Annotated in this window: 10 protein-coding genes and 2 tRNA genes; 9 read left to right on the forward strand and 3 right to left on the reverse strand. The window is 65.4% G+C overall.

Annotation, left to right across the window (positions count from 1 at the left end):
- Positions 1 to 37 precede the first annotated feature (37 nt).
- Positions 38 to 1,141, forward strand: coding sequence for a TIGR03790 family protein (locus ACXJKM_RS00745; protein ID WP_457349621.1), 1,104 nt, complete (start codon positions 38 to 40; stop codon positions 1,139 to 1,141).
- Here the strand turns inward: ACXJKM_RS00745 and hpnE are convergent.
- Genes hpnE through hpnC form a run of 3 tightly spaced genes read right to left on the reverse strand, consistent with a single transcriptional unit; the run spans position 1,069 to position 4,027 of the window.
- Positions 1,069 to 2,358, reverse strand: coding sequence for a hydroxysqualene dehydroxylase HpnE (hpnE, locus tag ACXJKM_RS00750; protein ID WP_457349623.1), 1,290 nt, complete (start codon positions 2,356 to 2,358; stop codon positions 1,069 to 1,071). The two genes, ACXJKM_RS00745 and hpnE, sit on opposite strands and share 73 nt — an antisense overlap.
- Positions 2,355 to 3,203, reverse strand: coding sequence for a presqualene diphosphate synthase HpnD (hpnD, locus tag ACXJKM_RS00755; protein WP_457349625.1), 849 nt, complete (start codon positions 3,201 to 3,203; stop codon positions 2,355 to 2,357). The genes hpnE and hpnD overlap by 4 nt, the downstream gene beginning before the upstream one ends.
- Entirely contained in the window at positions 3,200 to 4,027 is an 828-nt protein-coding gene (gene hpnC / locus ACXJKM_RS00760) for a squalene synthase HpnC (protein ID WP_457349627.1), read from the reverse strand. The genes hpnD and hpnC overlap by 4 nt, the downstream gene beginning before the upstream one ends.
- 132 nt (positions 4,028 to 4,159) lie before the next feature.
- On the opposite strand from hpnC, the gene ACXJKM_RS00765 reads away from it, so the two are divergent.
- From ACXJKM_RS00765 to ACXJKM_RS00800, 8 genes are all read left to right on the forward strand, one after another.
- On the forward strand, positions 4,160 to 5,290 hold the full coding sequence (locus ACXJKM_RS00765; RefSeq protein WP_056198252.1) for an efflux RND transporter periplasmic adaptor subunit: 1,131 nt from the start codon (positions 4,160 to 4,162) through the stop codon (positions 5,288 to 5,290).
- 12 nt (positions 5,291 to 5,302) lie between these two features.
- Positions 5,303 to 8,482, forward strand: a complete 3,180-nt coding sequence (locus ACXJKM_RS00770) for an efflux RND transporter permease subunit (protein WP_056198250.1) — start codon at positions 5,303 to 5,305, stop codon at positions 8,480 to 8,482.
- A gap of 141 nt (positions 8,483 to 8,623) precedes the next feature.
- Positions 8,624 to 8,710, forward strand: a tRNA-Leu gene (locus ACXJKM_RS00775).
- Positions 8,711 to 8,739: 29 nt separating this feature from the next.
- Complete coding sequence (tig, locus tag ACXJKM_RS00780; RefSeq protein WP_056198245.1) at positions 8,740 to 10,053, forward strand: trigger factor; 1,314 nt, start codon at positions 8,740 to 8,742, stop codon at positions 10,051 to 10,053.
- A gap of 111 nt (positions 10,054 to 10,164) precedes the next feature.
- Positions 10,165 to 10,773, forward strand: coding sequence for an ATP-dependent Clp endopeptidase proteolytic subunit ClpP (gene clpP, locus ACXJKM_RS00785; protein WP_056198242.1), 609 nt, complete (start codon positions 10,165 to 10,167; stop codon positions 10,771 to 10,773).
- Between the two features lie 133 nt (positions 10,774 to 10,906).
- On the forward strand, positions 10,907 to 12,175 hold the full coding sequence (gene clpX, locus ACXJKM_RS00790; RefSeq protein ID WP_056198240.1) for an ATP-dependent Clp protease ATP-binding subunit ClpX: 1,269 nt from the start codon (positions 10,907 to 10,909) through the stop codon (positions 12,173 to 12,175).
- A 70-nt stretch (positions 12,176 to 12,245) separates the two neighbouring features.
- Positions 12,246 to 14,660, forward strand: coding sequence for an endopeptidase La (gene lon, locus ACXJKM_RS00795; RefSeq protein WP_056198238.1), 2,415 nt, complete (start codon positions 12,246 to 12,248; stop codon positions 14,658 to 14,660).
- Between the two features lie 101 nt (positions 14,661 to 14,761).
- Positions 14,762 to 14,837: transfer RNA gene (locus ACXJKM_RS00800), tRNA-Gly, on the forward strand.
- Positions 14,838 to 14,898 lie beyond the last annotated feature (61 nt).

The following is a 14,898-nucleotide window of genomic DNA, read 5'->3' on the forward strand; positions in this document are numbered from 1 at the left end:
GTTTTGTATGGCGAAAGCGGGCTTCAGGAGGTGGCAAGTGGGCCTTGCCCTGGCGATAGCCAGCATGGGCGCAGCCCAGGCCGCGGAGCCGGCTTCTGCTGCGCCGGCCCCTGGCGAGTCACGTTGGGCCCGCGCGCCGCGGTTGTACGGCCGCATCACGGCCAATGAGTTGGGCCTCGTCATCAACACGGCCGACCCCTATTCCGTCACCGTGGGTGAGTACTACGCCAGGCGCCGCGGCATCCCGGCCGAGCAGATCCTGCGGGTGCAACTGCCGCTGCGCAACAGCCTGACGCGCGAGGAGTTCACGGCGCTCGACCAGGCCATCCGCAGCCAGATGCCCGAGCATGTCAACGGCCTGGCCCTGGCCTGGGTGCAGCCCTATGCCGTGGACTGCAATTCACTGACAAGCGCTCTTGGCGTCGGGTTGCAGCCCAATGTCTGCGCTCAGTCCTGCGCCGCCACGCGCATCAGCCCCTATACGGGTTACTTCGGCGCCAAGCCGTGGCTGGTCATCGGCGTGCGGCCGACGATGCAGCTGGCGGCCCGCTCAGTGCCGGCGGCCATGGCCATGATCGAGCGCGGCATCGCGGCGGACCACATATTGGCCGGCGGCGCGCCGGAGTCGGCCATGGCCTATCTCGCGGCGACACCGGATGCGGCGCGAAATGTGCGTGAGCGCCTGTTTCCGCCGGCCGGTGCCGTGCCTGGTGTGGCCGGCCTTGAGGTGGCTCGTGTGAAGAGCGATGCCTTGCCAGCGATGCGCCGCATCCTGGTCTATGAAACGGGCCTGATCCGCGTGCCCAAGCCACTGGGCGGGGAATGGCTGCCGGGCGCACTGGCCGACCATCTGACGTCTGCGGGCGGCCTGCTCGACAAACCGCCGGCTGATGAGGGGCAAATGAACATCCTCGACTGGATCGACGCCGGCGCGACGGCCAGCTACGGCACGGTCAGCGAGCCCTGCAACCATCTGCAGAAGTTCCCGCACCCGCAGATGCTGATCCAGGCCTATGCCCAAGGGGTGAGCGCGCTGGAAGCCTATTGGCACAGCGTGGCGTGGACGGCTCAGGGCGTGTTTGTCGGCGAGCCGCTGGCGGCGCCTTTCGCCGCCATTCCAGCCTCCGCGCCGGCGCCCTGAGCGGCCGCCAGGCCTGCGCGCACGGCGCCTTCGAGCGTGGCGGGGTAGGGGCCGGCGATGTAGTCGCCGGCGGCCCACAAGCCCGGTGCGATGCGGGCCGATGCGCGCACCAGACCTGGCGTGCAGGCAAAGGTCGCCCGCTTCTCTGTCAGCACCTTGTCGATGACGGGTGGCGTGGCCCAGCTCAATTCCCGCTGCGCCTGCGCGAGCACGGCCTCTGCGCAGCCACCTCGTTCAACCCAGGCTGCAGCGCCGCTGACGACAAAGGCAAAGCGCCCGGGCGCGCCGCCAAGGGCGCCATGGTCGAAGACAAACTGGGCTGGCGCGTCTGGCCCCTCACGCAGCGCCAGCATGGGTGCCGGCAGGGCGCTGCCGGGGCTGCTCAGGTAGACGGTGATGATGGGCTCAAAGCCCAGTGCGCCAGCAGTCGCCGACCAGGCGGGTGCGATGTCAGCGGTCAGCCGAGCTGCCTCGACGCTGGTGCAGGCCAGCACGACTCCGTCGAAGGCTTCGCCATCGACACGCCAGCAGGGCTCGATCTTCTGCACCCGTGAGGCCAGACGCAGCCGCTCGCCCAGCCAAGCCGTCGCCGGCCCGGCAAGCAGTTCGGACAACGGTCGCCGTGGCAGGAGCAAGTCCGCACTGCCGGCGCCACTGAAGAGGGCGTCCTTCAGCACACGCAAGAAGACCTGGGCGCTGGCCTGGGGCGCCGGCGTGTTCAGCGCGGCCACGCACAGCGGCTCGATGAGATCGCGTTTGACTGCGGCCGGGAGGCGGGCGCACAGCTCGGCGACGCTCAGTCGCGTATCGCAACGGAAGCCTCGCGCCAGCCAGCCGCCCGCCGCGGTGAGCAGGCCCAGCCGCGCCGACAGCGGCCAGCCATGCTGCGCCAGCACGCCGCGCGCGAAGGCGATCAGTGGCGGGCCCGGCGGCAGTTGCAGGCCAGGCTCGCCCGGGTAAGGCAGGGCCAGCGGCAGGCGCTTCAGCACGGCGTTCGGGTCGATGCCCAGGCGGCGCATCAGCGCCAGGCTGTCGCGGTAGGCGCCGATAAGGATGTGCTGGCCGTTGTCGTACGGTGGCTCGCCCGCCACGCTGCGCGCGCGGCCGCCGAGCTGCGGCGCCATCTCGAAGACGGTGATGTCGTGGCCGGCATCGGCCAGCGCCACAGCCGCCGCAATGCCGGCCCAGCCGCCACCGACGATGGCGACGTGGCTCACCGCCCGCGCCAATTCGTTTTCATCGCAATCCAGAGCTTGCGCAGCGGCGTCAGCGCGATGCGCTGGTGCAGCACCTGGAAGTTCTCTCGCTCGATCTCCACGAGCAGGGCACGGTAGATGTTGGCCATCATCAGCCCAGGCTTCTGCGCGGCCCGGTCGACCTCGGGCAGCAGCGCCAGCGCCTCGTCGTAGAGCTGATGGGCGCGCTCGGCTTGGAACTTCATCAGCGCCGTGAAGCGGTCCGAATAGCCCCAGGGCTTGCTGCGCAGCAGGATCTCGCTGGCCTTGACGCCGAACTGCTGCAGCTCGTTCACCGGCAGGTAGATGCGGCCGCGCCGGGCATCGTCGCCGACGTCGCGGATGATGTTGGTCAGCTGCATCGCCAGGCCCAGCTTGTGGGCGTAGTCGACGGTCTGCGGCTGCGTCCGGCCGAAGATGCCGCTGGCGACTTCGCCGACGACGCCGGCCACCAGATGGCAGTAGCGCTGCAGTCCCGGAAAGTCGAGATAGCGCGTTTGCTGCAGGTCCATTTCGCAGCCTTCGATGACGGCGTTGAGATGCTCCAACCGGATGTCATGGCTGGCCGTGTGCGGCATCAGCGCCTTCATGACCGGGTGGCTGGGCTGCCCGGCAAAGGCGCTGGCCACCTCCTTGCGCCACCAGGCCAGCTTGGTCGCCGCGACACCGGCGTCCTGCGTCTCATCGACGACATCGTCCACCTCGCGGCAGAACGCATAGAAGGCCGTGATCGCCGCCCGCCGCGGTGGCGGCAGGAACAGGAAGGCGTAATAGAAGCTCGAGCCGCTCGCGGCGGCTTTCTCTTGGACGTATTGTTCGGGGCTCATGGTGCGGCCCGCATTGTCAGGGCGCGCCACAGCAGCCGCGGCAAGTCCAGAACCCCCAGGGCAGCGCGGTGCACGAGGCTGTCGTGATGACGCGCCTCAATCTTGTCGAGGATGCGCAGGCCGCCCTGGACGACCAGGCGCAGTTCCCAGCCCGCGCGGCCGGGCAGCGCAAGGGCCAGCGGTGCACCCTCGAGCATCAGCGCGCGGGCCCAGGCGCAGAGGTCGGCGATCAAGGCGCGAGCGGCAGGGCTGTCACGGCAGGCGAGCACATCCTCGGCGCTGATGCCATGGCGGCTGAGGTCGGCCTGCGGCACATAGAGCCGGCCATTGGGTCCATCACGACTGAAGTCCTGCCAGAAGTTGATCAATTGCAGGGCGGAACAGATCGCGTCAGAGCGGCGCAGCGACACGGCGTTGTTCACGCCATACAGGCCCAGCAGCAGCCGCCCCACCGGGTTGGCTGAGCGGCGGCAGTAGTCGAGCAACTGCTCGCGGTCGGCGTAACGCGGCGGTGTCAGGTCCTGCTCGAAGGCGTCGAGTAGGTCATGCAGCAGGGGCGGCTGCAGCCGGTGCATTTCTCGCGCCAGCGGTGCGTAGACGTGGGGCCAGCGCGACGACGGTGCCTGGCCGGCCACCACGGCGTCCAGGTCGGCCCGATAGTCGCGCAACGCCTGAGCGCGCTCAGCCGTGGAAGCGTCGCCCTCGTCGGCCAGATCGTCCGCCGTGCGTGCAAAGTGATAGATCGCGACGACTGCCGGCCGCAGCGCGGGCGGGCACAGCACGGAGGCAACAGGAAAGTTCTCGTAGTGGTCGACGCTGCTCAAGCTTTTTCTCAAGTTCCGCTTGCAAAGCCCGGATATGTCAACGAGGTTTGACAGTTGTCACAGGGTCTGAATACATTACTGACCCGCCGGTCATTAAATTTTAGGCCGGCCGTTCCATCTGCCGAGGTCTGCATGCCCCATCTTCTGCGTCTCGCTCCGCCCCTGCTGTCGGCAGCGCTGCTTTTTGCACTGTTGTCAGGTTGTGGCAAGCAGCCCGCCGCTCCCGAGCCGGAACGCGCGGTGCGTACACAACTCGTCAGCGCGGGCGCGGCCAGTGCCAGTCATGAGTATGCGGCCGAGGTGAAGGCGCGAGTCGAATCACGCCTGTCTTTCCGTGTCAGCGGCAAGCTGCTGAGCCGGGCGGTGAATCTGGGCGACACGGTCAAGCCGGGCCAGGTGCTGGCCCGCATCGACGCCCAGGACCTCAGGCTGGCTGAGGCTGCCGCGAGTGCTGCCGTCATGGCCGCGCGCACCAACCGCGACCAGGCCGGCGCGGACTACAAGCGCTTCGTCGACCTGCAGCGCCAGGGCTTCATCAGCGCGGCCGAACTGGAGCGACGCGATTCGGCTTTCAAGGCGGCGCAGGCGCAGCTGGAGCAGGCCAAGGCGCAGTCCGATGTGCAGGGCAACCAGTCCGGCTACGCCCAGCTGACGGCCGATGGCGCCGGCGTCGTGACCGGCGTCAACGCCGAGCCCGGCCAGGTGCTTGCGGCCGGCACGCCGGTCGTGAGCGTGGCGCTGGATGGCCCGCGTGACCTCGTCTTTTCAGTGCCCGAGGATCAGGTCGCCCGCGTGAAAGCCGCCGCCGGTGTGGCCGGTGCGCTGAAGGTACGCCTCTGGGGCGCCGACAAGACCTACCCGCTGACGCTGCGCGAGGTGTCTGCCGCGGCCGATCCGGTCACGCGCACCTTCCTCATCAAGGCCGACGCCGGCAAGCTGGACGTCAGGCTGGGCCAGTCCGCCACCGTCGTGCTGGAGCTGCCGCAGATGGCCGGCGTCATCAAGCTGCCCCTCGCGGCCGTGCTGCAGCAAAGCGGCAAAAGCTCGGTGTGGGTGCTGGATGGCGCGTCGATGACGGTCAAACCGGTGGCGGTGCAGATCGGGGGCGCCGAAGGCAACGATGTTGTCATCGCCGGCGGGTTGACGGCTGGCCAGGAGGTCGTCGTCGCGGGTGTGCATGTGCTGAACCCGGGCCAGAAGGTCAAGCGCTATGTGCCGCCGCGCACCGTGAATGCGCCGGCAGCCCCTGCGGCCTCACGCTGAGCCGGGGCGCACATGAATTCCCCGATCACCAAGGAACTCCGCGTCGGCGGCTTCAATGTCTCGCGCTGGGCGCTGGAGCATCCGGCCCTGACGCGCTACTTGATGGTGGTGCTGATGCTGATGGGCTTCGTGGCCTATTTCCAGCTAGGCCAGGACGAGGACCCGCCGTTCACCTTCCGCGCCATGGTCATCCAGGCCTTCTGGCCGGGCGCCACGGCCCAGCAGATGGCCGACCAGGTCACCGACAAGATCGAGAAGACGCTGCAGGAGGTGAACCACGCGGACAAGATCCGCTCGTACACCAAGCCCGGCGAGTCGCTGACGGTCTTCCAGGTCAAGGACAACACGCCGCCCAAGGAAGTCGCCGACCTCTGGTACCAGACGCGCAAGAAGATCGGCGACATGCGCAGCTCGCTGCCCGCGGGTGTGTTGGGCCCCGTGTTCAATGACGAGTTCGGCGACGTTTACGGCTCCATCTATGCGCTGTCGGCCGACGGCTTCAGCCGCGAGGAGCTGCGTGAGCACGCCGACCGCGTGCGCCAGGCCCTGCTGCAGGTCAAGGACGTGGCCAAAGTCGAGATCTTTGGCGTGCAGCCCGAGAAGGTCTTCATCGAGATTTCGCAAAAGCGCCTGGCCCAGCTGGGCCTGGATTTCAGCCAGGTCATCAACCAGATCGGCACGCAGAACGCCGTCGAGGGTGCAGGGGTGCTGAACGCCGGCAGCGCCAACTTCCAGGTGCGGGTGCAGGGTCAGTTCACGACGGCCCAGGCCCTGGCCGAGGTGCCCATCCGTGCCATCAACCCGCAGACGGGCGTGGCCAGCCAGATGCGCCTGGGCGACATCGCCACCATCAAGCGCGAGTACGTCGACCCGCCAGCCACCAAGGTGCGCCACCAGGGCAAGGAAGTGTTGGCCCTGGGCGTGTCCATGGCCAAGGGAGGCGACATCATCGCGATGGGCAAGGCGCTGAACATCGCGCTCAAGGGCATCGAGCGCGAACTGCCGGCCGGCATCCAGCTCGAGCAGGTGCAGGACCAGCCCAAGGCCGTCACGACCTCGGTGGGCGAGTTCGTGCATGTGCTCATCGAGGCTGTCGTCATCGTGCTGGCGGTCAGCTTCATCTCGCTGGGCCTGCACACCAAGCCGCTGCGCATCGACATCTGGCCCGGCCTTGTCGTCGGCATCACCATCCCGCTGGTGCTGGCCATCACCTTCACGACGATGTTCTATTGGGGTGTCGGCCTGCACAAGATCTCGCTCGGGTCGCTGATCATCGCGTTAGGGCTGCTGGTGGACGACGCCATCATTGCCGTCGAGATGATGGTGCGCAAGCTCGAAGAGGGCTACGACAAGATGCACGCCGCCACTTTCGCCTACGACGTGACGGCCATGCCCATGCTGACCGGCACGCTGATCACGGCGGTGGGCTTCCTGCCCATCGGTTTGGCCAAGTCGACGGTGGGTGAATACACCTTCGCGATCTTTGCGGTGACGGCCGCGTCGCTGATCATCTCCTGGGTCGTCTCGGTCTATTTCGTGCCCTATCTCGGCGCCTTGCTGCTGAAGAGCAAGCCGGCGGCGGACGGCGAAGTGCACGAGCTCTTCGACACGCCCTTCTACAACCGCTTCCGCGGTGTGGTGCGCTGGTGCGTGGAGAACCGCTGGAAGACCATCGCCATCACGCTGCTCGTGTTCGCGCTCGGGATCTTCGGCATGGGCAAGGTGCAGCAGCAGTTCTTCCCCGATTCGAGCCGCCCCGAGGTGCTCGTCGACCTCTGGCTGCCCGAGGGTTCGACCATCCAGGAGACGGAGCTTCTCGCGAAGCGCTTCGAGGCGCGCATGCTCAAGGAGCCGGGCATCGCCAGCGTGACGAGCTGGATCGGCTCCGGTGTGCCGCGTTTCTACCTGCCGCTGGACCAGATCTTCCCGCAGGCCAACGTCACGCAGTCCATATTGCTGCCCAAGGACCTGACGGCCCGCGAGGAGTTGCGCAAGCGCCTGCCGGCCGTGCTGGCCGAGGAGTTCCCGGAGGCGCGCGGCCGCGTCAAGCTGCTGCCCAATGGCCCGCCGGTGCCCTACCCGGTGCAGTTCCGCGTCACCGGTGCCGACCCCAAGATCGTGCGCGACTGGGCCGACAAGGCCAAGGACATCCTGCGCACCAGCCCCAATATGCGCGGCGTCAATGACAACTGGAACGAAAACGTCAAGATGCTGCGCCTCAAGGTCGACCAGGACAAAGCGAGGGCGCTGGGCGTCACGAGCCAGAGCCTGGCGCAGTCGGCGCGCACCCTGCTGTCGGGCAGCGTCATCGGCCAGTACCGTGAAGCGGACAAGCTGGTCGACATCGTGCTGCGCCAACCGCTGGACGAGCGCGCCGTCATCACCGACATCGCCAACGCCTATGTGCCGACCAGCACCGGCCGCTCCATTCCGCTGACGCAGATCGCCAAGGTCGAGTTCGACTGGGAGCCTGGCGTCATGTGGCGCGAGGGCCGTCTCTACGCCGTCACGGTGCAGGGCGACGTCGCCGAGGGCCTGCAGGGCGCAACGGTGACCAAGGAGGTCTGGCCCCAGCTCGACGAACTGCAGAAGAAGATGCCGGTCGGCTACGGCATCCAGATCGCGGGTGCCGTGGAGGAAAGCAGCAAGGGCACAGGCTCAATCGGCGCGGGCGTGCCGATCGCGCTCTTCATCATGCTGACGCTGCTGATGCTCCAGCTGCACAGCTTCGTCCGCGCGGCACTGGCATTCCTGACGGGCTTCTTCGGTATCGCCGGCGTTGCGTTCGCGCTGTTGGTGCTGAACCGACCGTTTGGCTTTGTCGCCTTGCTGGGCGTGATCGCACTGTTCGGGATGATCATCAGAAATTCCGTGATCCTCATCGACCAGATCGAGCAGGACCGTGCCCGAGGTGTGCCGGATTGGTCGGCCGTCGTGGAGTCGGCTGTGCGGCGTTTCCGTCCTATCGTGCTGACGGCCGCCGCGGCGGTGCTGGCCATGATTCCGTTGTCGCGCAGCGTCTTCTGGGGGCCGATGGCCGTGGCCATCATGGGCGGGCTCATCGTCGCAACTGCGTTGACACTGCTCGCGCTGCCGGCGATGTATTCCGTGGTCTTTCGCGTCATGCGCCCTGAGGAGCACAGCCGGCTGCACAGCCGCTTCGTTGACAGCGAAATTCCTGGCCAGGCCTGACGAGGCGCAAGCCTTTTCGTCAGGGTTTTGCCGCCCCGTGGACCGGGGCGGCGGGCAAGCCACGCAGGATCGCTACAATTGCCGGTTTGCCGAATCGCCTACGGGGTTGCTCTTGAGCAACCCAATCAGAACCAACCCGTTGCGCGGGTGGCGAAATTGGTAGACGCACCAGGTTTAGGTCCTGACGCCTTCACGGGCGTGCCGGTTCGAGTCCGGCCCCGCGCACCACTGTCAACAACCGTTCTCCCGAGTCCATCATGGCCGTCACCGTCGAAACCCTGGAAAAGCTGGAACGTCGCATCACCTTGCACGTCGCGGCCGCTGAGATCAACAGCGAAGTCGAAGCCCGCCTGAAAAAGCTGGCCCGCACCGTCAAGGCCGACGGCTTCCGTCCCGGCAAGGTGCCGATGAACGTCGTCGCCCAGCGCTATGGCTACTCGGTGCAGTACGAAGTCGTCAACGACAAGCTCGGTGCCGCCTTCAACAACGCCGCCAACGAGGCCCAGCTGCGCGTCGCTGGCGCGCCGCGCATCGAGCAGAAGAACGAAGCGCCTGAAGGCCAGATGGCCTTTGACGCGACCTTCGAGATCTACCCTGAAGTCAAGATCGGTGATCTGGCGGCTGCGGAAGTCGAACGCGTCACCAGCGACGTGACCGATGAAGCCATCGACAAGACCATCGAGATCCTGCGCAAGCAGCGCCGCAGCTTCGCCCAGCGCCCGGCGGCCGACGTGGCCCAGGTTGGGGACCGCGTCACTATCGACTTCGAAGGCAAGATCGACGGCGAGCCCTTCGCCGGCGGCAAGGCCGAGGGTTTTCAGTTCCTGATCGGCGAAGGCCAGATGCTGGAGCAGTTCGACGCCGCCGTGCGCGGCATGAAGTCGGGCGAGAGCAAGACCTTCCCGCTGCAGTTCCCCGAGGACTATCACGGCAAGGACGTGGCGGGCAAGGAAGCTGACTTCCTCGTCACGGTCAAGAAGATCGAAGCCCAGCACCTGCCTGAAGTGAACGAGGCATTCGCCAAGTCCCTGGGCATCAAGGACGCGACGGTTGAAGGCCTGCGTGCCGACATCAAGAAGAACCTCGAGCGCGAAGTGAAGTTCCGCGTGCTGGCGCGCAACAAGGGTGCCGTCATGGACGCCTTGGTCGCGGCCTCCGAGCTGGAAGTGCCGAATGCCCTGGTGCAGGGCGAAGCGGCGCGCATGGTCGAGCAGGCCCGTGAAGACCTGAAGAAGCGCGGCGTCAAGGATGCCGACAAGGCCGAGATCCCCACCGACATCTTCAAGCCGCAGGCCGAGCGCCGCGTGCGCCTGGGCCTGGTGGTTTCCGAGTTGGTGCGCGCCAACAACCTGCATGCCAAGCCTGCCCAACTGCAAGCCCACATCGAAGAGCTGTCGCAAAGCTACGAGAAGCCCGCCGAAGTCATGCGCTGGTACCTGGGCGACCGCGAGCGCATGGCCGAGGTCGAGGCCGTCGTCGTCGAGAACAATGTCACCGACTTCGTCCTTTCCACCGCCAAGGTGACCGACAAGGCTCTGCCTTTTGACGAGCTGATGGCCACCGGCAACTGAAGAGTCCTGGCCTCACGAAGGCGCCGTGCCGCAAGGCCGGCGCCTTTTTACTTGCATCGCCATAATCTGCCCCCATAACGGCTGTTACCGGTTTAGTTTTCAAGGATCTGAATGAGCGCTCTCGAAACCAGCAATCTGGGCCTCGTGCCCATGGTCATCGAAACGTCGGGTCGCGGCGAGCGCGCCTACGACATCTACTCGCGCCTGCTGCGCGAGCGCATCGTCTTCCTGGTAGGGCCCGTCAACGACGCGGTCGCCAACATCGTCGTGGCCCAATTGCTGTTCCTGGAAAGCGAAAACCCCGACAAGGAGATCTCGCTCTACATCAACAGCCCGGGCGGTAGCGTGTCGGCCGGCATGTCCATCTACGACACGATGAACTTCATCAAGCCGGAGGTGTCGACGCTGTGCATGGGCATGGCGGCCAGCATGGGCGCCTTCCTGCTTGCGGCCGGCGCCAAGGGCAAGCGCTTCTCCCTGCCCAATGCCAAAGTGATGATTCACCAGCCGCTGGGCGGCGCTCAGGGCCAGGCTACGGATATTGAAATCCATGCGCGTGAAATCTTGAAGACTCGCGACACCTTGAATCGCATCCTGGCCGAGCGCACCGGCCAGACCCTGGAGAAAATCCAGTCGGACACCGAGCGCGACTATTTCATGTCCGCTGCCGAGGCTCAGAACTACGGCCTGATCGACCAGGTGCTGGAACACCGGCCCTGAGTTGTGAGGGGCCGTAACTGGCCCCCGGATTCGCGGTGAAATCGGGGCCCTTATCCCTACGAGGGCCCCGAGATCGTTTGGACTATCATCATTTCAGGCACCCGCCTGTCCACTGGCATCCCCGAGCAGACCCATGGCCGACAAAAAAGGCACCTCCAGCGAAAAAGTTTTGTACTGCTCGTTCTGTGGCAAGAGCCAGCATGAAGTCAAGAAGCTGATCGCCGGTCCGTCGGTCTTCATCTGCGACGAATGCATCGAGCTGTGCAACGACATCGTCCGTGACGAGATCCCGGCGCCGGCCCCCGCTGCCCGTGCTGGCAAGTCCGACCTGCCCGTGCCGAGCGAGATCAAGTCCAGCCTCGACCAGTACGTCATCGGCCAGGACGTCGCCAAGCGCACCCTCGCTGTGGCCGTCTACAACCATTACAAGCGCCTGCGCCACATGGCGTCGACCAAGGATTCGGTCGAGCTGTCCAAGAGCAACATCCTGCTGATCGGCCCCACGGGCTCCGGCAAGACGCTGTTGGCGCAGACGTTGGCGCGCCTCCTGAACGTGCCCTTCGTGATCGCCGATGCGACGACGCTGACCGAGGCCGGTTACGTCGGCGAGGACGTCGAGAACATCATCCAGAAGCTGTTGCAGAACTGCAATTACGACGTCGAGCGGGCGCAGCGCGGCATCGTCTACATCGACGAGATCGACAAGATCTCGCGCAAGGCCGATAACCCTTCCATCACGCGGGACGTCTCCGGCGAAGGCGTGCAGCAGGCGCTGCTCAAGCTCGTCGAAGGCACGATGGCTTCTGTGCCGCCGCAAGGTGGCCGCAAGCACCCGAACCAGGACTTCCTGCAGATCGACACGACCAACATCCTGTTCATCTGCGGCGGTGCTTTCGACGGCCTGGAGAAGGTCATCCAGAACCGCAGCGAGAAGTCCGGCATCGGCTTCGGCGCGACGGTGAAGAGCAAGAGCGAACGCCGTGTTTCTGAGGTGTTCCGCGAGTGCGAGCCCGAGGACATCATCAAGTTCGGCCTCATCCCCGAACTGGTCGGCCGCCTACCCGTGGTCGCCACACTTGGCGAGCTGACCGAAGACGCCCTGGTGCAGATCCTGACCGAGCCCAAGAACGCGCTGCTCAAGCAATACCAGCAGCTGTTCCAGATGGACGGTGTCGAACTCGAAATCCGCAAGCCGGCGCTTGTTGCCATTGCTCGCAAGGCCCTTGCGCGCAAGACCGGCGCCCGCGGCCTGCGTTCCATCATGGAGCAGTCGCTGATCGACACCATGTTTGACCTGCCCGCGCTCGATGGCGTCGAAAAGGTTGTGCTCGACGAGCACAACATCGAGGACACGTCGGCACGTCCCTTGCTGGTCTACCGCGAGCAAAAGGCCAGCGCCTGAGCCCCTACTAAGCCCTCAACTTGCAATCGCCCCCTCAGGCCGCACATCGACCTGAGAAAGAGAGGTCTTCATGTCCGGACATCCCATCCTCCCCGCCGACCCCATCACGCTGCCGCTGCTGCCGCTGCGCGATGTCGTCGTCTTCCCGCACATGGTCATCCCGCTGTTCGTGGGCCGGCCCAAGTCCATCAAGGCGCTGGAAGCCGCGATGGAAGCGGGCCGCCAGATCATGCTCGTGGCCCAGAAGGCCGCCGGCAAGGACGAGCCCAAGCCCGAAGACATGTTCGAGGTCGGCTGCGTCTCCAGCATCCTGCAGATGCTCAAGCTGCCCGATGGCACCGTGAAGGTGCTGGTCGAAGGCCTGCAGCGCGCTACGACCCTGTCCATCACCGAGCCGGGTGAGCACTTCGTTGCTGAAGTCACGCCCATTCCGCCCGAGACCGAGCATGCGCCTGAAGTCGAGGCCCTGCGCCGCGCCGTCACTCAGCAGTTCGACCAGTACGTCAAGCTCAACAAGAAGATCCCGCCCGAGATCCTCACGTCCATCGGCGGCATCGATGATCCGGGTCGTCTGGCCGACACCATCGCCGCCCACCTGCCGCTCAAGCTCGACGCCAAACAGGCCGTGCTGGACCTGGCCGAAGTGGCCAAGCGCCTGGAAAAGCTGCTCGACCTGCTCGAGCACGAGGTCGACATCCTGCAGGTCGAAAAGCGCATCCGCGGCCGCGTCAAGCGCCAGATGGAGAAGAGCCAGCGCGAGTACTACCTGAACGAGCAGGTCAAGGCCATCCAGAAGGAGCTCGGCGACGGCGAAGAAGGCGCCGACATGGAGGAGCTCGAGAAGAAGATCCTCGCGGCCCGCATGCCCAAGGAAGCGCGCAAGAAGGCCGACGCCGAGCTGAAGAAGCTCAAGCTGATGTCGCCCATGTCCGCCGAAGCGACGGTGGTGCGCAACTACATCGACACGCTGGTCAACCTGCCCTGGAGCAAGAAGACCAAGATCAAGCACGACCTCAAGAACGCCGAGGACGTGCTCAACGAAGACCACTACGGCCTCGAGAAGGTCAAGGACCGCATCCTTGAATATCTCGCGGTGCAGCAGCGCGTCGAGAAGGTCAAGGCGCCCATCTTGTGCCTGGTCGGCCCTCCGGGCGTCGGCAAGACCTCGCTCGGCCAGAGCGTGGCACGCGCCACCGGCCGCAAGTTCATCCGCATGGCGCTGGGCGGCGTGCGCGATGAAGCCGAGATCCGCGGCCACCGTCGCACCTACATCGGCTCCATGCCGGGCAAGGTGCTGCAGTCGCTGACCAAGGTTGGCACGCGCAATCCGCTGTTCCTGCTCGACGAGATCGACAAGCTGGGCATGGACTTCCGCGGCGATCCGTCCTCGGCGCTGCTGGAAGTCCTGGACCCGGAGCAGAACCACACCTTCGGCGACCACTACATCGAGGTCGATTTCGACCTGTCGGATGTGATGTTCGTGGCCACGTCCAACTCGATGAACATCCCGCCGGCCCTGCTGGACCGCATGGAAGTCATCCGCCTGTCGGGTTACACCGAGGACGAGAAGGTCAACATCGCGCAGACCTACCTGCTGCCCAAGCAACGCAAGAACAACGGCGTGCTGGACGAGGAGCTGGATGTCACCGAGTCCGCCGTGCGCGGGATCATCCGCTACTACACGCGTGAAGCCGGTGTGCGTTCGCTTGAACGCGAGATGTCCAAGATCTGCCGCAAGGTGGTCAAGGGCATCCAGCTCAAGACCTACGAAGGCAAGGTCACCGTCACCGAGGACAACCTCAACGACTTCCTCGGTGTGCGCAAGTACGACTTCGGTCGTGCCGAGAAGAAGAACCAGGTCGGCCAGGTGGTCGGTCTCGCGTGGACCGAAGTGGGCGGCGATCTGCTGACCATCGAAGCCACCGCGATGCCCGGCAAGGGCAACATCATCCGCACCGGTTCGCTGGGTGACGTGATGAAGGAGTCCGTCGAGGCTGCTCGCACGGTGGTGCGTTCGCGCGCCCGTCGCCTGGGCATCAAGGACGAGGTCTTCGAGAAGCGCGACGTGCACGTCCACGTGCCCGACGGCGCAACGCCCAAGGACGGCCCGAGCGCGGGTGCCGCGATGACCACTGCCTTCGTGTCTGCACTGACCGGCATCCCGGTGCGTGCCGATGTCGCGATGACTGGCGAAATCACATTGCGCGGCGAAGTCACCGCCATCGGTGGCCTGAAAGAAAAGCTGCTCGCCGCTCACCGTGGTGGTATCAAGACCGTGATGATTCCGGAAGACAACGTCAAGGACCTGCAGGACATCCCCGAAAACGTGAAGAACCAGCTCGAGATCGTGCCGGTCCGATGGATCGAACGCGTACTCGAAGTCGCCCTGGAAGCCATGCCAACGCCGTTGCCCGACGAAGAGGTGGCCGTTGCGGCCGCCAAGCCGGAAGAGGCCGCGGCCAAGAGCACGGTGGTGCCGCACTGAGTGCGACTGGCTTGTCATCCGACCAAAAATTGGATTACAATGCCAGCTTCGCTAGATAGGCAGCTGCATAGCTGACTGACTAGAGAAATGAAGGAAACAAAGCGGGATTAGCTCAGTTGGTAGAGCGATACCTTGCCAAGGTATAGGTCGAGAGTTCGAGCCTCTTATCCCGCTCCAAGATTTTCCGAAAGGGAAGCCCAGGCTTCCCTTTTCCGTCAGGGTCGCACCAAACGACTCT

This window comes from Roseateles sp. P5_D6 (assembly GCF_054049415.1).

Excerpts from the sequence above, each read along its gene's own strand:
- hpnD (WP_457349625.1), bottom strand. The coding sequence starts at position 3,203 with ATGAGCCCCGAACAATACGTCCAAGAGAAAGCCGCCGCGAGCGGCTCG.
- ACXJKM_RS00765 (WP_056198252.1), top strand. The coding sequence starts at position 4,160 with ATGCCCCATCTTCTGCGTCTCGCTCCGCCCCTGCTGTCGGCAGCGCTG.
- ACXJKM_RS00770 (WP_056198250.1), top strand. The coding sequence starts at position 5,303 with ATGAATTCCCCGATCACCAAGGAACTCCGCGTCGGCGGCTTCAATGTC.
- tig (WP_056198245.1), top strand. The coding sequence starts at position 8,740 with ATGGCCGTCACCGTCGAAACCCTGGAAAAGCTGGAACGTCGCATCACC.
- clpP (WP_056198242.1), top strand. The coding sequence starts at position 10,165 with ATGAGCGCTCTCGAAACCAGCAATCTGGGCCTCGTGCCCATGGTCATC.
- clpX (WP_056198240.1), top strand. The coding sequence starts at position 10,907 with ATGGCCGACAAAAAAGGCACCTCCAGCGAAAAAGTTTTGTACTGCTCG.
- lon (WP_056198238.1), top strand. The coding sequence starts at position 12,246 with ATGTCCGGACATCCCATCCTCCCCGCCGACCCCATCACGCTGCCGCTG.